The sequence below is a fragment of the Serratia sp. NGAS9 genome, from assembly GCF_009905295.1.
GTDB classification, from domain to species: Bacteria; Pseudomonadota; Gammaproteobacteria; order Enterobacterales; family Enterobacteriaceae; genus Serratia; species Serratia bockelmannii.
Map to the genome: position 1 here is coordinate 1596067 of NZ_CP047605.1, position 23035 is coordinate 1619101.

Annotated in this window: 25 protein-coding genes and 1 other annotated feature; of the genes, 9 read left to right on the forward strand and 16 right to left on the reverse strand. The window is 62.8% G+C overall.

The annotated features are described in order from the left end of the window. Positions 1-52: 52 nt before the first annotated feature. The 9 genes from hisIE to hisL all read right to left on the reverse strand — a co-directional run bounded on the left by hisIE (position 53) and on the right by hisL (position 7339). Entirely contained in the window at positions 53-673 is a 621-nt protein-coding gene (hisIE, locus tag GUC32_RS07650) for a bifunctional phosphoribosyl-AMP cyclohydrolase/phosphoribosyl-ATP diphosphatase HisIE (protein WP_015377251.1), read from the reverse strand. Continuing rightward, positions 667-1443 carry an imidazole glycerol phosphate synthase subunit HisF gene (hisF, locus tag GUC32_RS07655; protein ID WP_033637764.1) on the reverse strand — a complete coding sequence of 259 codons (777 nt, stop codon included), beginning with the start codon at positions 1441-1443 and terminating at the stop codon, positions 667-669. Before hisF ends, hisIE begins: the two co-directional genes overlap by 7 nt. Continuing rightward, positions 1425-2162 (reverse strand): 1-(5-phosphoribosyl)-5-[(5-phosphoribosylamino)methylideneamino]imidazole-4-carboxamide isomerase, encoded by a 738-nt coding sequence (hisA, locus tag GUC32_RS07660; protein WP_025302188.1) that lies wholly within the window; start codon positions 2160-2162, stop codon positions 1425-1427. The genes hisF and hisA overlap by 19 nt, the downstream gene beginning before the upstream one ends. Before the next feature lie 5 nt (positions 2163-2167). Then, a complete protein-coding gene (gene hisH, locus GUC32_RS07665) occupies positions 2168-2758 on the reverse strand; it encodes an imidazole glycerol phosphate synthase subunit HisH (RefSeq protein WP_049205880.1) in 591 nt (196 codons plus the stop codon). Beyond that, entirely contained in the window at positions 2758-3825 is a 1068-nt protein-coding gene (hisB, locus tag GUC32_RS07670) for a bifunctional histidinol-phosphatase/imidazoleglycerol-phosphate dehydratase HisB (RefSeq protein WP_015377254.1), read from the reverse strand. Before hisB ends, hisH begins: the two co-directional genes overlap by 1 nt. After that, positions 3822-4910, reverse strand: a complete 1089-nt coding sequence (hisC, locus tag GUC32_RS07675) for a histidinol-phosphate transaminase (protein ID WP_033640854.1) — start codon at positions 4908-4910, stop codon at positions 3822-3824. Before hisC ends, hisB begins: the two co-directional genes overlap by 4 nt. Continuing rightward, the gene (gene hisD / locus GUC32_RS07680; RefSeq protein ID WP_089180715.1) at positions 4907-6214 is read right to left on the reverse strand and encodes a histidinol dehydrogenase; all 1308 of its coding nucleotides are present in this window, start codon (positions 6212-6214) and stop codon (positions 4907-4909) included. The genes hisC and hisD overlap by 4 nt, the downstream gene beginning before the upstream one ends. Positions 6215-6218: 4 nt before the next feature. After that, positions 6219-7118, reverse strand: coding sequence for an ATP phosphoribosyltransferase (gene hisG / locus GUC32_RS07685; RefSeq protein WP_015377256.1), 900 nt, complete (start codon positions 7116-7118; stop codon positions 6219-6221). Between the two features lie 71 nt (positions 7119-7189). After that, positions 7190-7316, reverse strand: a sequence feature (His leader region). After that, positions 7292-7339, reverse strand: a complete 48-nt coding sequence (gene hisL / locus GUC32_RS07690; protein ID WP_100396937.1) for a his operon leader peptide — start codon at positions 7337-7339, stop codon at positions 7292-7294. It overlaps the preceding feature by 25 nt. Positions 7340-7568: 229 nt before the next feature. Here hisL and GUC32_RS07695 point away from each other — a divergent pair, with 229 nt between their 5' ends. Next, positions 7569-8393 (forward strand): SDR family oxidoreductase, encoded by an 825-nt coding sequence (locus GUC32_RS07695; RefSeq protein WP_043137858.1) that lies wholly within the window; start codon positions 7569-7571, stop codon positions 8391-8393. Positions 8394-8408: 15 nt separating this feature from the next. Here GUC32_RS07695 and GUC32_RS07700 read toward each other — a convergent pair whose 3' ends face one another. After that, positions 8409-9293, reverse strand: a complete 885-nt coding sequence (locus GUC32_RS07700) for a LysR family transcriptional regulator (protein WP_346419498.1) — start codon at positions 9291-9293, stop codon at positions 8409-8411. A gap of 137 nt (positions 9294-9430) precedes the next feature. Between GUC32_RS07700 and GUC32_RS07705 the strand changes: the two genes are divergently transcribed. Then, complete coding sequence (locus GUC32_RS07705; RefSeq protein ID WP_025302194.1) at positions 9431-10621, forward strand: MFS transporter; 1191 nt, start codon at positions 9431-9433, stop codon at positions 10619-10621. On the opposite strand, the gene GUC32_RS07710 is transcribed toward GUC32_RS07705, so the two are convergent. Then, on the reverse strand, positions 10612-11517 hold the full coding sequence (locus tag GUC32_RS07710) for a LysR family transcriptional regulator (RefSeq protein WP_025302195.1): 906 nt from the start codon (positions 11515-11517) through the stop codon (positions 10612-10614). The two genes, GUC32_RS07705 and GUC32_RS07710, sit on opposite strands and share 10 nt — an antisense overlap. Positions 11518-11766: 249 nt before the next feature. On the opposite strand from GUC32_RS07710, the gene speB reads away from it, so the two are divergent. The 4 genes from speB (at position 11767) to GUC32_RS07730 (ending at position 16415) form a co-directional block, all read left to right on the forward strand. Beyond that, positions 11767-12699, forward strand: coding sequence for an agmatinase (gene speB / locus GUC32_RS07715; RefSeq protein WP_043137848.1), 933 nt, complete (start codon positions 11767-11769; stop codon positions 12697-12699). 77 nt (positions 12700-12776) lie between these two features. Beyond that, on the forward strand, positions 12777-14162 hold the full coding sequence (locus GUC32_RS07720) for a sodium:solute symporter (RefSeq protein ID WP_369435649.1): 1386 nt from the start codon (positions 12777-12779) through the stop codon (positions 14160-14162). A 16-nt stretch (positions 14163-14178) separates the two neighbouring features. After that, positions 14179-15606, forward strand: coding sequence for a cytosine permease (locus tag GUC32_RS07725; RefSeq protein ID WP_369435650.1), 1428 nt, complete (start codon positions 14179-14181; stop codon positions 15604-15606). Then, positions 15603-16415 carry a nitrilase-related carbon-nitrogen hydrolase gene (locus GUC32_RS07730; RefSeq protein WP_149570447.1) on the forward strand — a complete coding sequence of 271 codons (813 nt, stop codon included), beginning with the start codon at positions 15603-15605 and terminating at the stop codon, positions 16413-16415. Before GUC32_RS07725 ends, GUC32_RS07730 begins: the two co-directional genes overlap by 4 nt. A 74-nt stretch (positions 16416-16489) precedes the next feature. Here GUC32_RS07730 and GUC32_RS07735 read toward each other — a convergent pair whose 3' ends face one another. Together GUC32_RS07735 and GUC32_RS07740 are read right to left on the reverse strand one after the other, a co-directional pair. Then, complete coding sequence (locus GUC32_RS07735) at positions 16490-17473, reverse strand: magnesium and cobalt transport protein CorA (protein WP_025302200.1); 984 nt, start codon at positions 17471-17473, stop codon at positions 16490-16492. 11 nt (positions 17474-17484) lie between these two features. Beyond that, positions 17485-17904, reverse strand: coding sequence for a GNAT family N-acetyltransferase (locus GUC32_RS07740; RefSeq protein ID WP_025302201.1), 420 nt, complete (start codon positions 17902-17904; stop codon positions 17485-17487). Positions 17905-18034: 130 nt separating this feature from the next. Here GUC32_RS07740 and GUC32_RS07745 point away from each other — a divergent pair, with 130 nt between their 5' ends. Beyond that, on the forward strand, positions 18035-19135 hold the full coding sequence (locus GUC32_RS07745; RefSeq protein ID WP_197837512.1) for a PQQ-dependent sugar dehydrogenase: 1101 nt from the start codon (positions 18035-18037) through the stop codon (positions 19133-19135). A gap of 13 nt (positions 19136-19148) precedes the next feature. Here GUC32_RS07745 and GUC32_RS07750 read toward each other — a convergent pair whose 3' ends face one another. Beyond that, entirely contained in the window at positions 19149-19769 is a 621-nt protein-coding gene (locus GUC32_RS07750) for a glutathione S-transferase family protein (protein ID WP_043137833.1), read from the reverse strand. Positions 19770-19858: 89 nt separating this feature from the next. Next, complete coding sequence (locus GUC32_RS07755) at positions 19859-20515, reverse strand: HAD family phosphatase (protein WP_025302204.1); 657 nt, start codon at positions 20513-20515, stop codon at positions 19859-19861. Positions 20516-20622: 107 nt separating this feature from the next. Between GUC32_RS07755 and GUC32_RS07760 the strand changes: the two genes are divergently transcribed. Next, positions 20623-20859, forward strand: coding sequence for a hypothetical protein (locus GUC32_RS07760; RefSeq protein ID WP_072008235.1), 237 nt, complete (start codon positions 20623-20625; stop codon positions 20857-20859). Then, complete coding sequence (locus tag GUC32_RS07765) at positions 20804-21826, forward strand: isopenicillin N synthase family oxygenase (RefSeq protein WP_164100086.1); 1023 nt, start codon at positions 20804-20806, stop codon at positions 21824-21826. Before GUC32_RS07760 ends, GUC32_RS07765 begins: the two co-directional genes overlap by 56 nt. A gap of 59 nt (positions 21827-21885) precedes the next feature. Here the strand turns inward: GUC32_RS07765 and GUC32_RS07770 are convergent, their stop codons facing one another. Then, positions 21886-23031 carry a PLP-dependent aspartate aminotransferase family protein gene (locus GUC32_RS07770; protein ID WP_025302206.1) on the reverse strand — a complete coding sequence of 382 codons (1146 nt, stop codon included), beginning with the start codon at positions 23029-23031 and terminating at the stop codon, positions 21886-21888. Positions 23032-23035: the final 4 nt, after the last annotated feature.

Sequence of the window (23035 nt, forward strand, 5' to 3'; positions counted from 1 at the left end):
AAAAGCCGCCGAGGTTAACGCCCGGCGGCTTTTTATTGCGCGTGATTTAACGTCACGCTTTTTTCTGATGCCTTTCGCGCAGCCGGCCGATCACCGCGCTCAGATCCAGATCCTGGTCCTGCAGCAGCACCAGCAGGTGATAGATCAGGTCCGAGGCTTCGTTGGTCAGCTCTTCGCGATCGTTGACCGTGGCGGCCAGCGCGGTTTCCACACCTTCTTCCCCGACCTTCTGCGCGATGCGCTTGGTGCCGCTGGCGTACAGGCTGGCGGTGTACGAGCTGTCCGGGCTGGCGTGCTTGCGCTCCGCCAACAGCTGCTCCAGCTGATAGAGGAACGTCCAGTCGCTGGCGGCCGGGTGGAAGCAGCTGCTGTTGCCGAGGTGGCAGGTCGGGCCGATCGGGTTGGCCAATACCAGCAGCGTGTCGTTATCGCAGTCCGGCGTGATGCTGACCACCTTGAGGAAGTGGCCGGAACTTTCGCCTTTGGTCCACAGGCGTTGCTTGGTGCGTGAGAAGAAGGTGACGTTACCGCTCTGCTCGGTGGTCGCCAGCGCTTCCGGCGTCATGTAACCCAGCATCAGCACTTCGCCGGAAACGGCGTGCTGCACGATGGCCGGCATCAGGCCGTCGGTTTTTTCCCAGTCCAGCTGGTTTCTCTGTTGTTCTGTCAGCACACGCGAATCTCCACGCCTTGTTCGACCAGGAACCTTTTCAGTTCGCCGATATTGATGATTTGTTTGTGGAACACCGATGCCGCCAGCGCGCCGTCGACGTCCGCATCGCGGAACGCTTCCAGGAAATGCTCCATGGTGCCCGCGCCGCCGGAGGCGATCAGCGGCACCTTGCAGGCCTCGCGCACCCGGCGCAGCTGCTGCAGATCGTAACCGTTGCGCACGCCGTCCTGGTTCATCATGTTCAGCACGATCTCACCGGCGCCGCGGCGCTGCACTTCCTGTACCCAGTCGAGGGTTTCCCACTGGGTGATGCGGGTGCGGCTCTCATCGCCGGTATATTGGTTGACGTGATACTTGCCGGTTTCACTGTCGAACCAGGTGTCGATGCCTACCACGATGCACTGCACGCCGAAGCGTTCCGCCAGGCGGCTAATCAGCTCAGGATCGGCCAACGCCGGTGAGTTGATCGAAATCTTGTCGGCGCCGAAAGACAGGATCTGGCTGGCGTCCTCGGCGCTTTTAATACCGCCGGCGACGCAGAACGGAATATCAATCACCTCCGCCACGCGCGATACCCAGCTTTTGTCCACCACCCGGCCGTCGCTCGAGGCGGTGATATCGTAAAACACCAGCTCGTCCGCACCTTCTTGCGCATAGCGCTGCGCCAGCGGCACGATGTCGCCGATGATTTCGTGGTTGCGGAACTGCACGCCTTTTACCACTTGCCCGTCTTTAACATCCAGGCACGGGATTATCCGTTTTGCCAGCATGCGATCGCCTCCTCAACGCTAAATTTACCTTCCAGCAGGGCGCGCCCTACGATCACGCCGGCAACGCCGCTGCCACGCAGCTGGGCGATGTCGTCCAGATTGCCGATGCCGCCCGAGGCCTGGAAGGCCACCTGCGGATAGCGGCGGCTGATCGCCTGATACAGCGCCACGTTGGAACCGGCCAGCGTACCGTCGCGCGAAATATCGGTGCACAGCACGTGCTTGAGCCCGTAGGGCAGGAACTGCTCCACCACCTGTTCCAGCGTGGCGTCGGAATCTTCCTGCCAGCCGCTGATGGCCACGCGTTTCACGCCCTGCGGGTCGATACGCACGTCCAGCGCCAGCACCAGCGCGTCGGCGCCGTAGCGCTCGAACCAGCTCTGCACCAACTGCGGTTGTTTCACCGCGGTAGAGCCGATCACCACGCGTGTGGCGCCGGCCTCCAGCAGGGCGCTGACGTCTTGCTCGTTGCGGATGCCGCCGCCGACCTGCACCGGCACGTTAACCCCCGCCAACAGCTTGCGCAGCAGCGGGATCTGGCGTGCGGCCGGATCCTTGGCGCCGGTCAAATCGACCAGGTGCAGTACCTGCGCGCCCTGTTGTTGATAGTCCTGCAGACGCAGCAGCGGATCGTTGCCGTAGTCGCGCTGCTGGCCGTAATCGCCCTGATGCAAGCGCACCACGTTGCCGTCGATCAAATCCAAAGCCGGAATAATCATGCTGCCTACATCTCCAGAAAGTTTTTCAACAGTTGCGCGCCGGCCGCTCCAGATCGTTCTGGATGAAACTGCACGCCGAAGAAGTTGTCTTTTTGCACGGCGGCGGTGAAGGGCTCGCCGTAGTTCGCCTGGGCGATGGTGCTGGGGCATATCGGCATCGCATAGCTGTGTACGAAATAGAAGTAGGCGCCGTCATCGATGCCGCGGAACAGATGGTGGCCCGCCTGTGCGGATACCTGGTTCCAACCCATGTGCGGCAGCGGCAGGCCGAAGTCGGTCATCTGCTTTACCGGCGTATCGATGAGGCCGAGCGTCGTTATACCTCCGTTCTCTTCGCTGCTGGCCGCCAGCAGCTGCATGCCGAGGCAGATGCCCAGCACCGGCTGAGTGCAGGCCCTGATCAGTTCGATCAGATCGCGTTCGCGCAGCTGATCCATCGCCGCCTGCGCGGTGCCGACGCCCGGCAGGAACAGCTTGTCGGCGCGCAGCACGATCTCTGGATCGCGGCTCACCGCCGGCTGGTAACCCAGGCGCCGCACCGCGTAGGTGACGGAGGCCAGGTTGGCGCAGCCGGTATCCAAAATCACCACGTTCATCACAGCACTCCTTTCGAGCTCGGCAGGGTATTGCCTTCGACGCGGATCGCCTGGCGCAGCGTGCGGCCAAACACTTTGAACAGGCTTTCGACCCGGTGGTGGTCGTTTTTGCCCTTGGTCTTCAGGTGCAGCGTGCAGCCCATGGTGTAAGAGAGCGAACGGAAGAAGTGCTCGACCATTTCGGTGCTGAGATCGCCGACGCGCTGATAGTTGAACTCGGCCTTGTACTCCAGGTGCGGGCGGCCGGAGATATCCAGCGCGCAGCGCGCCAGACACTCGTCCATCGGCAGCACGAAGCCGAAGCGGGCAATGCCGCGCTTGTCGCCCAGCGCCTTGTTCAACGCTTCGCCCAGCGCCAGGCCGGTGTCCTCTACGGTGTGGTGATCGTCGATATACAGGTCGCCTTTGACGTCGATCTCCATGCGGAAGCCGCCGTGGGTGGCGATCTGATCCAGCATGTGGTCGAAGAAGCCGACGCCGGTTTTGATTTTGCTGCCGCCTTCGCGATCCAGCCAGACGTTGACATCGATCTGCGTCTCTTTGGTCACGCGGTTAACCCGCGCGTGACGGTCACGCAGAGTCAGCTGGCGCACGATCTCTTTCCAGCCTAGCACGCCGCGCTGGTAACGCAGCCCCTGGATGCCCATATTTTCCGCCAACTGCACATCGGTCGGCCGATCGCCGATCACGTAGCTGTGCGCGGTATCGAGCACGCCGGGTTCCAGGTAGCCCTTCACCAGCGCGGTTTTCGGCTTGCGGCAGTCGCAGTTGTCCGCCGGCAGGTGCGGGCAGATCAGCACATCGGCGAACTGAATGCCCTGCGAGCTGAGGATCTGCATCATCAGGTTGTGCGGCGGATCGAAGGTTTCCTGAGGGAAACTGGCGGTGCCGAGCCCATCCTGATTGGTGATCATCACCAGCTGATACCCCGCCTGTTGCAGCGCCAGCAGGGAAGGGATCACGTCTGGCTCGAGCGCCAGCTTGTCCAGGCGGTCAACCTGGAAATCTTCCGGTGGCTCGGCGATCAGCGTGCCGTCACGATCGATAAAGAGGATTTTTTGGCTCACATTGGCTCCTGGCGAGTCTGGTTGGCGCCGGGCAGGGCGGACAAGGCGTCCACCACGCGTTGACATTCGTCGCGGGTGCCTATGGTGATGCGCAGGCAGCCGGACAACCCGGGCTGTTTGTTTTGGTCTCGTAAGATAATGCCCTGATCCCACAAGCTTTTAAACACATTACTTGAGGCGGTGAAGCGGGCCAGCAGGTAATTGCTGTCGCTGGCGAAAACCTGCTCGACGCAGGCGCATTTCTCCAACTGTTGCTGCAGCCAGCTGCGGGTGGCTGCGATGTCGGTGACGCGCTGGCGCATGGTGCGGATACCTTCTTCGCTCAGCGCCTGCGCGGCGATATCCGCCACCGGCGTCGAGAGCGGGTAAGGCGCGATCACCTTCAGCAGCAGGGCAATCAGATCTTCATTGGCGAGCGTAAAGCCGCAGCGCAGGCCGGCCAGCGCAAAGGCCTTCGACAGCGTGCGCAGAATAGCCAGGTGCGGGTAGTCGCTCAGCCAGCCGGCCACCGAAGCCTGCGGGCAAAACTCGATATAGGCTTCATCCACCGCGACGATCGCCTTGCCTTTGGCCAGCTCCAGCAGGCTGCGTAGATCGTCCGGATCGATCAGGTTGCCGGTTGGGTTGTTCGGGCTGCAGACGTAGATCAGCTTTACGTTGTCCAGGCTGTCCGCGATGGCCGGCAGATCCAACTGCCAGTCTTCTTTGGCGGCCACGGTGCGGCGCTCCACGCCGAAGGTTTCGGCGCTGACGGCGTACATGCCGTAGGTCGGCGGGCAGAACAGAATGGCGTCTTTACCCGGCTCGCAGAAGGCGCGGATCAGCAGCTCGATGCCTTCATCGGCGCCGCGGCTGACCAGCACCTGCTCTTTCTTGACCCCGGCATAGGCGGCGTAGCGTTCGATCACCTGCGCCGGCTGGCACTCCGGATAGCGGTTGAAGGTTTGCGCGGTCAGCTGGAATTCCGGTGCGATCGGGTATTCGTTGGCGTTCAGCCACACGTCGCCCTTACCGCCGAGGCGGCGCGCCGATTGATAAGGGGTCAGCTCGCGAACGTTGGCGCGCGCCAGTTTTTCGATGCTCATGCTTGCTCCTTCAGGGCGGCGACGCGCAGAGTCACGGCGTTCTTGTGGGCGATCAGCTGCTCGGCGGCAGCCAGCGTCTCGATGGTGGCGGCCAGGTTGCTGAAGCCCTGCGGCGTCAGCTCCTGCACCGTCATGCGTTTTTGAAAATCGGCCAGCCCGAGGCTGGAGCAGGTGGCGGTGTAGCCGTAGGTCGGCAGCACGTGGTTGGTGCCGGAGGCGTAATCGCCGGCGGACTCCGGCGACCAGTCGCCGAGGAACACCGAACCGGCGCTGGTGATGCTGTCCACCAGTTCGCGCGCATTACGGGTCTGAATAATCAGGTGCTCCGGGCCGTAGCGGTTGCTGATCGCCACGCACTCAGTCAGATCGCGCGCTACGATCAGGCGGCTGCTCGCCAGCGCCTGGCGTGCGGTGTCGGCGCGCGGCAGCTCGGCCAGCTGGCTTTCCACCGCTTCGGCCACCGCCTGCGCCATCGCCGCGTCCGGCGTCAGCAGGATCACCTGCGAATCCGGGCCGTGTTCGGCCTGCGACAGCAGATCGGAAGCGACGAACGCCGGGGTGGCGCCGGCGTCGGCGATCACCAGCACTTCAGAAGGGCCGGCCGGCATGTCGATGGCCGCGCCGTCGAGGCGCTGGCTGACCTGCCGCTTAGCTTCGGTCACGAAGGCGTTGCCCGGCCCGAAGATCTTCGCCACGCGCGGCACGCTTTCGGTGCCGAACGCCAGGGCGGCGATCGCCTGCGCGCCCCCAACCTGAAACACTTCCTGCACGCCGCACAGCTGCGCCGCATACAGGATCTCATCGGCGATCGGCGGCGGCGAGCACAGCACCACCCGGCGGCAACCGGCGATGCGCGCCGGCGTCGCCAGCATCAGCACGGTGGAGAACAGCGGCGCCGATCCGCCGGGAATATACAGGCCCACCGAGTCGATTGGGCGGGTCACCTGTTGGCAGCGCACGCCCGGTTGCGTTTCGACGTCCACCGGCGGCAGTCGCTGCGCGTTGTGGAAGGTTTCCACGTTGGCGACGGCCACCGCCATCGCCTGTTTGATGTCATCACCCAACCGCGCGGCGGCGGCGGCGATCTGCTCGGCGCTGACGCGCAGCGCCGAGACTTCCGCCTTGTCGAAACGGGCGCTGTAGTCGCGCAGCGCCCGATCGCCATTGGCCTTCACGTTGTCGAGGATCTCACTCACCGTGCGGGTGATGCTGTCGGAGGCGGCAATCGCCGGGCGCATCAGCAGCTCGGCCTGGCGTTCGGCGCTGCACGTTGCCCAATCGATCGGCGTGTTGAAGGTCGACATGGCGTTACTCCATCATCTTTTCAATCGGCAGCACCAGAATCGAGCTGGCGCCGAGCGCTTTGAGTTTTTCCATGGTTTCCCAGAACAGGGTTTCGCTGCTGACCATGTGCATCGCCACGCGATTCTGCGCGCCGGCCAGCGGCAGAATGGTCGGGCGTTCGGCGCCCGGCAGCAGCGCGACGATCTCGTCCAGCTTCTCGCTCGGCGCGTGCAGCATGATGTATTTGGATTCGCGCGCCTGGATCACGCCCTGAATGCGGGTCATCAGGCGGTCAATCAGCTGCTGTTTGGCTTCAGGCATTTCGCCGTCGCGCTGGATCAAGCAAGCTTTGGAGCGGTAGATCACCTCCACTTCGCGCAGGCCGTTGGCCTCCAGCGTGGCGCCGGTAGAGACCAGATCGCAGATGGCGTCGGCCAGGCCGGCGCGCGGCGCGACTTCCACCGAGCCGTTCAGCAGGCAAGATTTGAAGCGCACGCCTTGTTTGTCGAGGTATTGCTTCAGCAGGTGCGGATAAGAGGTGGCGATGCGGGCGTCCTGCAGGCTTTGCGGGCCGGCGTATTCGGCGTCGAGTGGGGTGGCCAACGACAGGCGGCAGCCGCCGAAATCGAGGCGGCGCAGGGTGAAGTAACGCGGGTCTTCACCCTGGGCGCGGCGGCTGAGCAGCTCTTCTTCCAGCACGTTCTCGCCGATGATGCCGAGATCGACCACGCCGTCCATCACCAGGCCCGGGATGTCGTCGTCGCGCACGCGCAGGATATCGATCGGCATGTTTTCGGCGAAGGCGATCAGACGCTGCTGCTGCAGGTTGATCTTGATGCCGCAGCGTGCCAGCAGTTCCTGGGATTCATCGCTCAGGCGGCCCGACTTCTGCATTGCGATCCGTAAACGTGTCTTGTCCAGCATGGTAACCTCTGTTTAATCTGTAATTTTATGAATTTATTGTAAAAAACTTTCTTTTCTGTCTGTCCGGAGCCAAAAAAAAACCCTCGGAAGAAATCTTCCGAGGGCTCTCTCTTGCGTTCTGCGCGCCACTGGAAGATTAACAAACCGTCTTCCAGCACACATCGCCTGAAAGACTAGTCAGGGTGATGGTGATGATGGTGGTTGAACTGAACGCGTGTCATGGTGTTTTTCTCTAATCAAAAGCCGGTAAAAACCGTATGCCAATTAAGCTAAACTATCCGCTGTCCACCGTGCAACCCTTTTTTAACGTCATAAATTTAATTTATTGAAACAGGTTGAGTTATTAGCCACACACGGCTTTACCTAACCTTAAGCCGGGCAGATTGTATCGCCGTGTACAGTGGCGTAGCCTTAGGGGCAGGGCGCTGCGATCTTCAGGAGAGGAAGAGGATGAAAAAGGTAGCCATTATTGGTTTAGGTTGGCTGGGCATGCCGTTGGCGTTATCGCTGATGGGCCGCGGGTATGATGTGGTCGGCAGCAAAACCACGCCGGACGGCGTCGAGGCCGCGCGCATGAGCGGCATTGAATGCTATCAACTGGAGCTGACGCCGGAGCTGGTGTGCGATCCGGACGATCTGGAATCGCTGCTGCGCGTGGATGCGCTGGTGGTGACGCTGCCCGCTCGCCGTACCGTCGAAGGCAGCGAGAACTATTTCAATGCGGTGCGCATGCTGGTGGACAGCGCGATGGCCTTTGGCGTGCCGCGGGTGATCTTTACCAGTTCCACCTCGGTGTACGGCGAAACTGCCGGCACGCTGCGCGAAGAGTCGCCGCTGCGGCCGGTCTCGCCGTCGGGCCGGGTGTTGGCCGAGCTGGAGCGCTGGCTGCATGAATTGCCGAACACCTCGGTGGACATTCTGCGGCTGGCGGGGCTGGTGGGCGCCGATCGTCACCCCGGCCGCTTCCTGGCGGGCAAACTCGACGTGAAGGGCGGGTCGCAGGGGGTGAATTTGGTGCACCAGGACGACGTCATCGCCGCCATCCAACTGCTGCTGAAGCTGCCGAGGGGCGGTCACGTGTACAACCTGTGCGCGCCGCATCATCCGGCCAAACGCGAATTTTATCCTGCGCTGGCCGAACAGCTGCACCTGGCGCCGCCGCAGTTCGCCGACGAAGCGGATCAGGATGAGCGGCTGGTGGACGGCAACCGCATCTGCAACGAGCTGGGTTTTGAGTACCAGTATCCCGATCCGGCGCGTATGCCGGTCAGTTAAGGCGGCATACGTTGTTTAAAGCGGGAAAAGGTGGCTCGTCACAAAGTCGACGAACAGCCTGATTTTGACTGACAGGTGGCGGCCCGACGGCCAGAGGACATGAAAAACCATGTTCTCGCGGTCGTAGTCATCCAAAACCGTCACCAGGCTGCCCTGTTCCAGCTGTCTGCGCACGGCGATCTCCGGCAAATAAGCGATGCCCAGCCCTTGTTCGGCGAAGCATACCTGCGGATCGAGGGTATTTGTCACCATGCTGGCCGGCCGTTCGGGGATCATCTCCGTCTTGTCTCCCAGCGGCCAGACATCCAGTTTGCCGGTGCTGGGAAAGCGATAATGCAAACGGGCATGGCTTGTCAGATCCTCGGGCTTGCGCGGCATACCCACTTTGCTGAAATAACCCGGTGCGCCAACGAAAACCTTGCGGCAGGTACCCAGCCGGCGGGCAACCAGCCGTGAATCGCTCGGGGTTCCGCTGCGGATAACGGCATCGAAACCTTCCTCAATCACGTCAACCAGCCGATCCGAATAATCAATATCCAGCTCGATCTCAGGATAGCGGCGCTTGAAGTCCCCCAGTTTTGGCATGAAAAGCGTGCCCAGCGACGGGAGACTGATGCGCAGCTTGCCCTGAGGTGTTCCCCGCGTTTGCAACAGTTCGGCTTCCACCTCTTTCACCTCACTCAAAATGCGTCGGCACCTTTCCAGAAACAAGGCCCCTTCCGGTGTCAGGTTGACCGTGCGGGTAGAACGGTGAAACAGGCGCACGCTGAGCCGTTCCTCCAGCCGGGCGATGGTCTTGCTGACCGCCGAGGCGGAGATCCCCAGCTGTTGCCCGGCCGCCGTGAAACTGCGGCTTTCACTGACCCGCACGAAAACGTCGAGAGAACCCAGACTTTCCATAGGCTTCCATTCTATTGATGAACTTTATGTCATGAGTGTTGTTCACTTTAGCCTGTTTTTCTTTTATCAGCGAGTGGGCAGCATGATGCAAACGTCATCCGCGATGGGCGGAAACATCTTTGAATGGGGAGTGATTAATGAATCAAACGACGATATCTGCGCCTGCCGAGGGCATCGATCGGTTGCCGCTGGGCGGCCTGCTGGCGTTGGCAATGGCCGCTTTCATCACGCTGCTGACCGAGATCATGCCGGCGGGCGTGCTGTCTTCGATCGCGGGCGATTTGAACGTATCTGAAAGCCTGGCGGGGCAGTTCATCACCGCCTATGCGGTGGGCGCGTTGGTCGCCGCTATTCCGCTCACCGCATTGACGCAAGGTATGCGGCGCCGCCCCTTGCTCTTGAGTGCGATCGGCGGTTTTGCCATCGTTAACCTCGTCACGGCGCTGTCGAACGATTATCACGTCTCCTTGGCGACGCGTTTCTTCGCCGGCGTTTTCGGCGGCATCGTTTGGTCCTTGCTGGCCGGTTATGCGGTGCGCATGTCACCGGCCCACCTTGGCGGCCGCGCTATTGCGATCTCCGGCGCCGGCGCCACTCTGGCGTTGGTGCTTGGCGTACCGCTCGGCACGTTGCTTGGCCGAGCCATCGGCTGGCAGGGCGCCTTTGGTCTGATGACGTTGATGGCGCTGGTGCTCGTGGTGTGGATCATCGCCATCGTGCCGGATTTCCCCGGCCAGGCTAAGGCGCATCGGCCGTCTCTGAGCGGCGTATTCTTGCAACGGGGGATCCGCGCCGTGCTGTTCGTGGTGTTCACCTTTATCGTTGCCCATAACATTCTGTATATCTACCTGGAGCCTTTTCTCAAGCCGTCGGGGTTGTCCGAGCGGGTCGATATCGTTCTGTTTATCTTCGGGCTGGGCGCGATTGCCGGATTGGGCGTCGCCGGGATGCTGGTCGATCGGCGAGTCCAATCTCTTACGGTGATGAGTATCGTCATCTTTGCTCTCGCTGCCGTGCTGCTGGGGAGTGGGGGACGGATGATCCCGATGGTCTATCTCTCCGTGGCTTGTTGGGGCTTGGCTTTCGGCGGTTTCGCCACCCTCACGCAGACGGCATTGTCACGCCTTTCCGGTCGCGCGGCCGACGTGGCGCAGTCCATGTATACGACGGGCTGGAATACCGCCGTGGCAGCCGGTGGCGCGGTCGGCGGCATGTTGCTCGACAAGGGCGGGGCGCCCTCTTTCGCCTGGGCCATCATCGGATTACTCGTCCTGTCTTTAACCGGCACGCTGTTTGCCATGAATCGGGCGCTGGCCTCTCAGCGATGAGGTGATGGGCGTGCGGCGCGCGCCAAATCCTCCAGCAGCGCGTTCAGCGCCTCGTCGGGCTGGACGGGGCGGCTGACCAGGCTGAGCGTGGCGCGGTATGAGAGCGCCGTACCGCCCAACTGCCGAAGCAGCCCCTGTTCCACCCAACGCGCCGCGTAGTGGGTGGGCAAATAGCCGAGACAGGTGCCGCTCAGCACCAGATGGGCGACGCTTTCCATATGGTGGGCCACCGCGGCCAGATGCGGCGGCGCGATCGGGCACAGCTGCTGTGCCAGCAGGTAGCCGCGCTTGACCCAGCGCGCGTTTTCAATCTGCTCGCGCCCCGGTTCTTCTACCGCGAACAGCGGGTGATCCCTACTGCAGTAGATCGCCTGCGTCTCCTCCAGCCACGGCTGATAACGCAACGCCTCCAGCTGCTGGCCGAAGTAGCCGATGCCCAGATCGAGCTGCCGGTGCAGCAACCCTTGTTCAATCTCGTTCGGCGAACAGATGCGGCACTGCAATTGCACGTCCTGATGTCGGCGTTGGAAGTGTTGGATGGCCTGACTGAACGGATTGCCCGGCAGCGAAACCAGATTATCCACCAGACCGATCTGCAGATCGCCGGTCAGCAGGCCGTTCAGCGACTGGCTGACCCGGGTGAAGTCGCGGGCGGCGTTGAACAGCGAGCGGCAGGCGATCAGCATGCGTTCGCCCTTGGGCGTCAGCCGGAAGCCGGAGCGGCCGCGTTGACACAGGCGAAAACCCAGCCGGGTTTCCAGCGAGGCCAGGTGGGTGCTGATGGTGGATTGGTTCATCAACAGCGCTTCCTGTGCGGCGCTGACGCCCTGGGCTTCCGCCACCGCGACGAACACCCGCAGCAGTTTCAGATCGATATCGCTTAGGTTGGTGAGCATCGCCCCCTCCGCAGAACGTCGGCCGGTTAACCCATTTTTAACATCGAAGAAATAGGTGCGGCGCTGAAGATATGGTCTTCCTTATGGCATGAATTTGAAATAAAAATCAATACTTCAATAGGTTAGTTGCATCGCGTTTTCCGATGTTTACATGCAAAAGCGGGAATGGTAGCCGAGGCGGCCAACGGGGTAGTCTGCGAATGTTGCTCAAATGTTTCAATTCATCGCAGATCAAGACAAGGATACGCCATGCTGAACCAACCCCAAAGCGGTAACGACATGCCGCGCTTTGCCGGTATTCCCACCATGATGCGCCTGCCCGCCGCCGAACAGGCGCACGGTCTGGACGCCGCCTTTGTCGGCATTCCGCTGGATATCGGCACCTCCAACCGCAGTGGCACCCGCTATGGCCCGCGCCAGATCCGCCAGGAATCGGTGATGATCCGTCCCTACAACATGGGCACCGGTTCCGCCCCGTTCGAACGGCTGCAGGTGGCCGATCTGGGGGATGTCGCCATCAACCCTTACAGCCTGGCGGACAGCGTGCAGCGCATCGAGGCGGCTTATCACGAGATCCTGGCACACGGCTGCATGCCGTTGACGCTCGGCGGCGACCACACCCTGACGCTGCCGGTGCTGCGCGCCGTCGCCCGCCGACATGGCCCGGTCGGGCTGATCCACGTCGATGCGCATTCCGATACCAATGAGGAGATGTTCGGCGAACAGCTGGCGCACGGCACCACCTTCCGCCGCGCGTTTGAGGAGGGGCTGCTGGCGCCCGAAAAGGTGGTGCAGATTGGCCTGCGCGGCAGCGGCTATGCGGCGGATGACTTCGATTGGTCACGGCGCCAGGGCTTCCGCGTGGTGCCGGCCGAGGCCTGCTGGCACCGGTCGCTGACGCCGCTGATGGCGGAGATCCGCGAGCAGATGGGCGATGCGCCGGTTTACCTCAGCTTCGATATTGACGGGTTGGATCCGGCCTTTGCGCCGGGTACCGGCACGCCGGAGGTCGGCGGGCTGTCGGTTTGGCAGGGGCTGGAGATCGTACGCGGTTGCCGCGGGCTGAACCTGGTGGGCGGCGATGTGGTGGAAGTGTCGCCGCCTTACGATCGCTCCGGTAACACGGCGCTGCTGGCCGCCAACCTGCTGTTTGAAATGTTGTGCGTGCTGCCGGCCCGCTGAGGCCGGCGTACTGACCCTACCGGCGGAGCGGTTGCGTCGGGCCCCCTGATAACAATAACAACGGAGTGGAGGTACCCATGAATCTCGATCTGCTGGTTGTGGTGATTTACTTTCTGGTGATAGGCGCGGTGGGATGGATGGGCATTCACCGCGCCAATTCCAAAGAGGCGTATCTGGTGGCCGGGCGCAACCTGGGGCCGGGGCTGTATCTGGGCACGCTGTCGGCGGTGGTGCTCGGCGGCGCGTCGACCATCGGCAGCGTCAAGCTCGGCTACACCTACGGCATCTCCGGCGTCTGGCTGTGCGGCGCGCTCGGGCTGGGCATCGTGGTGTTGAGCCTGGTGCTGGCCAAGCCGCTGCTCAAACTGAAGCTGTATACCGTCAGCCAGGTGCTGTCGCGGCGTTATCACCCGGCCGCGCGGGTCACCAGCGGCGCGATCATGCTGGCGTATGACCTGATGGTGGCGGTGACCTCGATCATCGCCATCGGCAGCGTGATGCAGGTGATGTTCGGCCTGTCGTTTAGCGCGTCTATCCTGCTTGGCGGTGGGCTGGTGGTGCTGTATTCAACGCTGGGGGGCATGTGGTCGCTGACGCTGACCGACATCATTCAGTTCATCATCATGACCGTCGGCATGATGCTGGTGCTGATGCCGATGAGCATCGTCAAGGCCGGCGGCTGGGAGGCGTTCACCAGCCTGCTGCCCGCCGGTTACTACCAGCTGTCGTCGATCGGGCTGGACACCATTCTGGTGTTCTTCCTGATCTACTTCTTCGGCATTCTGATCGGCCAGGACATCTGGCAGCGGGTGTTCACCGCCCGCAGCGCCAATGTGGCGCGCTTCGCCGGGCTGGGCGCGGGCGTCTATTGCGTGCTGTACGGCGTGACCGGCGCGCTGATCGGCATGGCCGGCAAGATCGTGCTGCCGTCGCTCAGCAACACCGACGGCGCCTTCGCCGCTATCGCGCAGGCGGTGTTGCCGGTCGGCGTCAGCGGGCTGGTGGCCGCCGCGGCGTTGGCGGCGCTGATGTCTACCGCCAGCGCCTGCCTGCTGGCGTCTTCCACCATCGCGCTGGAGGACGTATTGCCGGCCATCCGCCGCAAACCTTCCGGCGGGCTGGCCGCCGGGCGCTTCACCACGCTTTTCATGGGCGTGGTCATGCTGGGGCTGGCGTTTGTGGTGCGCGACGTGCTGGCGGCGCTGACGCTGGCTTACAACCTGTTGGTGGGCGGCATGCTGATTCCGTTGGTGGGGGCGATCTTCTGGCCGCGCGCTACCAGCGCCGGTGCCATCGCCAGCATGCTGACCGGCAGCCTGTGCGTGGTGGGGCTGATGATCTGGCACGGCATCGATGCCAACAGCCCGATCTACGGCGGTCTGCTGGGCGGCGGCGTCGCCTTTGTGCTGGGGAGCTTGCTGAGCCGCCCGGCGCCGCAGCTGCAGCCGCAAACCGAGCGTTGAAACGACGAGGTGGGACATGAACAATCGCAATGTGGCGTCACGCCCAAAAATTGAAGTGCGCTCGATAGACTATGTGCCCCGTCACGAGCGGCATGGCAAGGTTTGGCATCAGGCGCCGTTTTGGTTTACCGGTAATTTCGTTTTGACGACGATGGTGGTCGGTTTCACCGGCCCGGCGTTGGGGTTGGGCGCGCTTTATTCGATGCTGGCCATTGCCGTCGGCGTGGGGTTCGGCACGTTCTTCATGGCGTGTCATGCCAATCAGGGGCCGCGCATGGGGCTGCCGCAGATGATCCAGTCGCGGGCCCAATTCGGCCTGCGTGGCGCCATCGTTCCCTTTGCCGCCGTGGTGTTTGTTTACATCGGTTTCAACGTGTTCAACGTTATTCTCGCGACCGATGCGATCAACACGGTGTTGCCGGGGCACCGTCTGCCCTGGTATGCGTTGCTGATCGCGGTGGCCGTGCTGTTGGCGATCGTCGGCCACGATATGCTGCATGCGGTGCAGCGCTGGCTGACCTATGTGATGATGGCGGTGTTCGGCGTGCTGACGGTCGGCGCCGTGTTGTCGCTGCGGATGGACGCCGTCGTCGGCGCCGGGCATTTTTCGTGGGCGGCCTTTTTGATTCAGCTGTCGGCCGCCGCCGGCTATCAAATCAGCTACGCGGTGTACGTGTCCGACTACTCGCGTTATTTACCGCATGAAACGCCGTCTGCCAACGTGATCTTTTGGACTTACCTGGGGGCGGCCGGATCGGCGCTTTGGCTGATGTCGCTGGGCGCGTTTCTGGCTTCAGCCTTACCGGCTCCCGATGCGATCGGCAGCGTACAGGCGGTGGGTAATGCCGTCTATCCTGGGTTTGGTACGTTGGCCGTGCTGATCGCCGTGCCCTCGCTGGTCGGTATCATGGCGGTCAACTGTTATGGCGCAATGCTGACCAGCCTCAGCGCGATTGACGCGTTTTGCAAAGTGACGCCAACGTTGAAATTACGCATGGCCGGCATCGGCGTCGTCGCTCTGACGGTGTTCGCGGTGGCGTTGGCTATTCCGGCGAGCTATCTCGCCAGCTTCAATACCTTCGTGCTGCTGATGCTGTATTTTCTGGTGCCCTGGACGGCGGTGAACCTGATGGACTTTTACGTGGTGCGCGGCGGGCATTACGCGATAGGTGAAATCTTCAACCCGTCGGGGATCTATGGCCGCTGGGGCGGCTCCGGTCTGACGGCTTACGCGGTCGGTCTGCTGGCGATGGTGCCGTTCATGACGTTGGGCTTTTACACCGGTCCCTTTGCTGTTTTACTGGGCGGCGCGGATATCGCTTTTCTGATCGGCCTGCTGGTGGCCGGGAGCGTTTATGTCGCAATGTGCCGTAAGCTCGATCTTGAAGCCGAACGGCGGGTGGCGTTGCGCTGCGAGGGGTTATTGGAAGGAGAACCGGAGTGAAGGAAAAAATCAGCGTCGCATGCTGCCAGTTAGCGTTGCGGGTAGGGGAAGCGGAGCACAATCGGGCGCTGTCCGCCCAGGCTATCCGCCGGGCGGCGCAGCACGGCGCCAACGTCATCGTGTTACCGGAGTTGGTGAACAGCGGCTACGTGCTGCGCGATAAGGCGGAGGCGCTGGCGTTGGCCGAGGCCGAAGACGGGCCTAGCCTCAGCCTGTGGGGGGGACTGGCGCGTGAGCTGGATGTGGCGATCGTCGCCGGTTTCTGCGAGCGCCTGCCCGAGGGTGAGGTGGCCAACAGCGCGGCATTGATCGATGCGCAGGGGGTGAGGGCGATTTATCGCAAGGCCCACCTGTGGCATGAAGAGAGCACGATCTTTACCGCCGGCGATCGGCCACCGCCGGTCGTCGAGACCCGCTTTGGCCGCTTGGCGGTGATGATCTGTTACGATCTCGAATTCCCTGAGTGGGTGCGGCTGCCGGCGTTGGCCGGCGCTCAACTGCTGTGCGCGCCGGTCAACTGGCCGCTGGCGCCGCGCCCGCAGGGTGAACGGCCGGCGGAGATGGTGAAGGCGCAGGCCAACGCCGCCGTCAATCGGCTGTTCATTGCGGTGTGCGATCGCTGCGAAACGGAGCGCGGCGTTGCGTGGATCGGCGGATCGGTGATCGTCGACGCCGATGGTTATCCGTTGACGCAGAGCCTGGAGGGCGAAGGCATGGTGCTGGCATCGATGGATCTCGGCACAGCCGATGACAAGCACATTGGCCGCCACAATCACGTGCATCGCGATCGGCGGCCGATGCTGTATTGAAGCGGCGGGGCGGTCGGTGGACCCGGCTGCCCCGCAGAGCGTCTTTGCCGGCGGGAAAAGCCGCCGTTTGGGCGCTACAGCCAGCCCGATTTCTTCAGCTTCTGATACAGGAAAATGCAGCCGACGGCGGTCACTCCCAGCGTGGCGTGATAGGCCCACGGGAATTTCAGTTCCGGCATGTCGGCGAAGTTCATGCCATACAGGCTGAAGACCACCGTCGGGATAGCCAAAATCGCCCCCCAGCCCGCCAGCCGTTTCACCACTTCGTTCTGTTTGACCGTCACCAGCGCCAGGTTGACGTGCATGGCGTTGGTCAGCATTTCGCGCATGTCGTCGATGTTGCTGACCACCTGATGCGCGTGATCCTGCACGTCGCGCACGTAGGCGCGCAGCTCCTTCGGGATCACCTCTTCGTGCAGGCGGATCAGCTGATTGCAGATTTCATCCATCGGCAGCGCGGCGTTGCGCAGCGCCAACAGGTGGCGGCGCAGGGTATAGACGTTCTCGATCGCCGCCTGATCGAACTCCGACTGGAACATGTTGGCTTCGATGTTCTCGATGGTGCTCTCGAAGCGCGTCACCACGCTGCGGTAGTTATCCACTACGAAGTCCAACACCGAATAGAGGGCAAAGCCCGGCCCGCGGCACATCTGCTTGTGGTTCTCTTCCGCCTTGGCGCGGATCGGCGCGTAGCTGGGCGAGGCGCCGTGGCGCACCGTCACCAGAAAGTTTTTGCCGACGAAGAAGTGGGTTTCGCCGTATTCGATTTCGTCGTGTTCGCCCCACTGCGCGGTTTTCACCACGATGAACAGCGAGTCGCCGTAGGTTTCCAGCTTCGGCCGCTGATGCGCGCACAGCGCGTCTTCGATCGCCAGATCGTGCAGGCCAAACTCCTCCTGCACCTTGCGCATAAACGCCGGCTCCGGCTGCCGCAGCCCCAGCCAGACGAAGGTGTCCGGCTGTTTGACCACCTCGCTGATATCGTCGATGGTCACTTCGCCCAGCCGTTGGCCGGCTTTGTACGCTACACAGTTCACCACCATGCTTTTGCTGTCCATCCGTCCATCCATTAATCAGTCAGGGTTTTGGTGAGAAAATAACACTCATGTTCCACCGGATAATCTTTCAGCGTCATTTGCAACTGATAGCCGAGTTTTTCGTAGAACGGCCGCGCCTGGAAGCTGAAGGTATCCAGGCGAGCGTAGCGGCAGCCGCGCGCCTGCGCCTCGCGTTCGGCGGCGCGCATCAACCGGCCGCCGAGGCCGCTGCCGCGCTGGGTATCCGCCACCCACAGCCACTCGACGCTCAGCCAGTTGCCCCAGGTTTCGGCGGTCAGGCCGCCGATCACCGTACCGGCTTCGTCGCGCGCATAGACGCTGAGCGGCTTGCGGTGGCTGGCGTCGATATGCGGCAGGTTGTAAGCGCGCAGCCCTTGCCTGATCGCATCGAGGGTTTGTTCGTCAATCGCGTCGGTAACGGTAATGTCCATTTTTCCTCCTGGGTGATGCGTTAACTTAAGCACACTACGGCCAAAAGGCAACCTATTGAAATGTAATGCAAACGACCACATCCGCTGAGTGGGCTACACTAAACGGGTCATTTCACCCCAGGAGGACACCATGCCCCGATTGACTCTGCTGGCCGGTTTGCTGCTGTGCAGCGGCCTGCTGCACGCCGCGCCGACGGTCAGCCAACTGCAGGACGGCCTGGAACACCCCTGGTCGCTGGCCTTCTTGCCGGCGGATCAAGGCCTGCTTATCACTGAACGGCCCGGTCGGCTGCGGCTATGGCAGCCGGGCAAAGGCCTGTCGGCACCGATCGCCGGCGTGCCGCAGGTCTACGCCGAGGGGCAGGGCGGCCTGCTGGAGGTGTTGCCGGCCCCCGACTTCGCCGCCAGCCGCCGGGTATACCTCAGCTTCGCCGAACCGGGCGAGGGCGGCAAAGCCGGCACGGCGGTCGGCTATGGCCGCCTGAGCGACGATGGCGCGCGGCTGGAGAACTTTAAGGTGATCTTCCGTCAGCAGCCCAAGCTGTCGGTCGGTAATCACTTCGGCGGCAAGCTGGCGTTCGACCGGCAGGGCTACCTGTTTATCGCGCTGGGCGAAAACAACCAGCGGCCGACGGCGCAGGAGACTGACAAGCTGCAGGGCAAGCTGGTGCGGCTGACCGCCGAGGGCGTGGTACCGCCGGACAATCCCTGGGTCGGCCAGGCCGGCAAACGGCCGGAGGTCTGGTCTTACGGCCACCGCAATCCGCAAGGGCTGGCGTTGAACCCGTGGAGCGGCGCGATCTGGGAACACGAGCACGGCCCGCGCGGCGGCGATGAGCTCAACATCCCGCTGCCGGGTAAAAACTACGGCTGGCCGCTGGCCACCTACGGCATCAACTATTCCGGCCAGCCGATCCCGGAGGCGAAAGGAGAGCGGGTGCCCGGCACCGAACAACCGCTGCACTATTGGCGAGTCTCGCCCGGCCTCAGCGGCATGGCGTTCTATGACGGGCAGCGCTTCCCTGCCTGGCGTCACTCGCTGTTCATCGGCGCGCTGGCGCAAAAGGAACTGATTCGCCTGACGCTGGAGGGTGACAAAGTGGTGGCGGAAGAGCGGCTGCTGGGCGATCGCGGCGAACGCATTCGCGAGGTGCGCAGCGGGCCGGATGGCTACCTGTATCTGTTGACGGACGAACGGGACGGCAAGCTGCTGAAGGTCGGGGCGTCGTAACGCCCCGCACGCATCAGGTGAGCTCGCTCATCACGCCGCGCTGATAGGCCGGGCGAGCGCGCAGTTGCTGATACCAGCGCTCCATGTTCGGCCGTGGGCGGCGGGCGATCGGCATCTCGAACCAGCCGTAGGCGAAGCTGCCGAGCGGGATATCGCCGAAGCCGAACGCGTCGCCGGAGAGGTAAGGCTGGTGCGCCAACGTCTGTTCAATGATATCGAAGTGTTTTTCCAGCGTGGCGGTCGCCGCTTCTATTTTCGCCATGTCGCGCAGCTCCGGTGCGGTGCGGATCAGGCCCCAAAAGACGATGGTGAAGGCCGGAACGATGGTTGAGGTGGTCCAGTCCATCCATTTCTCGGCGGCGGCGCGCGCCTGCAGATCTTGCGGATAGAACGTCGCGTCGCCGAATTTCGCTGCCAGGTAGCGCACGATGGTGTTGGACTCCCACAGCACGAAGTCATCGTCCTGCAGCAGCGGCACCAGGCCGTTCGGGTTCAGCGCGCGGTAACTCTCTTCGTTGACCTTGCCGAATGCGCCGCCGGCGTTGATGTGGGTATAGCTCAGCCCCAGTTCGGCGGCGCACCACAGCACCTTCCTGACGTTGTTCGAATTCTCACGACCCCAAATGGTCAGCATGGGATAACTCCGTTAGCGGATTAAAGACCCTTAATACCTACGCCACAATGCGCTTTTTGTCACACCGCAGGGCATTTTTTGTCTGCCGATCAACGCTCCCAGCGGCACACTTCCCAGCCGTGCTCCGCCGCTAGCGCGCTCAACTCGCTGTCGGGGTTGATCACCGTGGCGCTGTCGACGAATTGCAGCATCGCCTTGTCGTTGAGGGAGTCACTGTAGCCGTGGCTGTGCTCGAACTTCAGGTGCGGATGCTGCGCAAGCCAGTGCTGCAGGCGGATCACCTTGCCCTGTTGGTAGGTCATGGTGCCGTAGGTGTGGCCGGTGAAGCGACCGTCGCTGATTTCCACGCCGATTGCCAGCGCATCGTCGGCGCCGAGCTGTTCGGCGATCGGCGCCACCAGGTGCTCGCCGGTGGCGGAGATCACCAGGATGCAGTCGCCGCGTTCGCGGTGCCACTGCAGGCGCTCACGGGCGGCGGGATAGACGCGCGGCAGGATATCGCGGCGAATGTAGCGTTGCACCCAGCCGGCCACGGTTTGCACGCTCAGGCCGGTCAGCGGCGCCAGCGTGGCCTGCATGTAGTCCTCCATCGACAGCTTGCCCTGATAATAGAGCTGCATCAGCTGCTGCTCCTGCAGTTCCAGCTCCGCCGGCGCGAAGCCCTGGCCGACCAGCCAGCGGATCCACAGGCTGGCGCTGTCATCGTCAATCAGGGTTTCATCCAGGTCGAATAAGGCTAAATCCATCAGTATTTCTCCGGCAGGCAGGGTATGAAGTCGTTTACAGGATAGCGGATAGCGCCCATCGCCAGCCAGCGGCGTCGGCGAAATTGCGCAGAGCATAAGAAACATTGATGACGGTTTTGCGACAGTTTGTTGAACGTTTGCATAACTTAGAACGCAACAATATTGGCCGCTCCGGCGAGCGCGGTGATAACTATGGGGCAAATGCAGCTACCCGCTGGGGAGTGACAATGTTGATTATTCGTCTGTATGGCAGCCCGATCGTGATCGGGGAAGAAGAGGAACCGCATGATGACGCATCTGACGACGCTGAAGACGCTGCCGCTGCTGGATCTTTCGCAGCTTGACGGTGATGCGCGCCAGCGGCGCGCCTTTCTCGACGATTTGCGCGCGGCGGCCCGCGATGTCGGTTTTTTCTATCTGCGTGGGCACGGCGTAGACGGCGCGTTGAATGCGCGACTGCAGCACGCCGCGCGGCAATTTTTCGCCCTGCCGGAAGCCGACAAGCTGGCGGTGCAGATGGTGCATTCGCCGCACTTTCGCGGTTACAACCGGGCGGCGGCGGAGCTCACGCGCGGGCAGCCTGACTGGCGCGAGCAGTTCGATATCGGCGCCGAACGCCCGGCGCTGACGTTGTCTGACGACACGCCACGCTGGGCGCGCCTGCAGGGGCCAAACCAGTGGCCGGCAGCGCTACCGACGCTGAAACCGCTGCTGCTGCAGTGGCAACAGGCGATGACCGCCATGTCGCTGCGGCTGCTGCGCGCTTTCGCTTTGGCGCTGTCGCTGCCGGAGCAGGCGTTCGATCGCTTGTACGGCGAGAAGCCCAATGAGCACATCAAACTGATCCGCTATCCGGGGCGGGATACTACCACCAGCGCACAGGGCGTTGGCGCGCACAAGGACTCCGGGTTTCTCAGCTTCCTGCTGCAGGACGCGCAAAAAGGGCTGCAGGTGGAGGTGAGCGAAGGGCGGTGGATAGACGCGCAGCCGCGTGAAGACACTTTCGTGGTGAACATCGGCGAGCTGCTGGAGCTGGCGACCAACGGCTATCTGCGCGCCACGGTGCACCGGGTGGAGACGCCGCCGGCGGGGCGCGACAGGTTGTCGATCGCGTTCTTCCTCGGCGCACGGCTGGACGCGGTGGTGCCGCTGTATCAACTGCCGCCGCCGCTGGCGGCGCAGGCTCGGGGCCCGGCCAGCGATCCGCTCAACCCGCTGCTGCGCGACGTGGGGTATAACTACCTGAAAGGTCGCATCCGTTCCCACCCCGATGTGGCACAGCGCTTTTATCGGGACGTCATCGGCGTCTGAACATCAGGCACAAAAAAGCCCGGCGCGCCGGCCGGGCTGATGGCGATTGATTCAGGCGATTATTCCGCCAGCGCCTGCTGCAGATCGGCGATCAGATCTTCCACATCCTCAATCCCTACCGACAGGCGCACCAGCTGCGGCGTGATGCCGGTTGCCAGGCGCTGTTCCAGCGGAATGGAGGCGTGCGTCATGCTGAACGGCTGGCTAATCAGGCTTTCCACGCCGCCCAGGCTTTCCGCCAGGGTGAACAGGCGCGAACGCTGGATGACCCGACGCGCATAGGCGTCGTCGCCTTTCAGCCGTACCGAGATCATGCCGCCGAAGCGCGTCATCTGGCGTGCCGCCAGCTCATGCTGCGGATGGCTCGGCAGGCCGGGATAGTAGACGTTTTCCACCTGCGGCTGGCTCTCCAGCCACTGGGCGATGCGCAGCGCGCTGTCGCTGTGGCGCTGCATGCGCAGGGCCAGGGTGCGAATGCCGCGCAGCGTCAGGAAGCTGCTGAACGGATCGAGAATGCCGCCGACCGCGTTTTGCAGGAAGCCGAGCTGTTCCGCCAGCGCCGGGTTATCCCCCACCGCCGCGACGCCCGCCACCACGTCGGAGTGGCCGTTGAGGTATTTGGTGGCGGAGTGCACCACCACGTCAAAACCTAGATCCAGCGGACGTTGCAGATACGGCGAGGCGAAGGTGTTGTCCGCCACGCTGATGAGCTGATGCTTTTTGGCTATCGCGGCGATGGCGCTCAGATCCGCCAGCTTGAGCAGCGGGTTGGTCGGCGTTTCGACCCAGATCATTTTGGTATCCGGTTCGATCGCCTGTTCCAGCCCGGCGAGATCCGCCGGCGACACGTAAGTCACGCGCAGGCCGGCGGTGCGGCTGCGCACTTTTTCCAGCAGGCGATAGGTGCCGCCGTACAGGTCGTCTACCGCGATCAGGTGGCTGTCTTTATCGAGCAGCTCCAGCACCGTGGAGCAGGCCGCCAGACCGGAGGCGAAGGCGTAGCCGCGGCTGCCGCCTTCCAGTTCGGCGATGGCGCTTTCCAGCGCTGTGCGCGTCGGGTTGGCGCTGCGGGAGTATTCGTAGCCGGTATGCTCGCCCGGTGCCGGTTGGGCGTAGGTGGAGGTGGCGTAAATCGCCGGCATAACTGCGCCGGTCGCGTCCGGGGTGTAACCGGCGTGAACGGTCAACGTATCAAACTTGGCCATAATG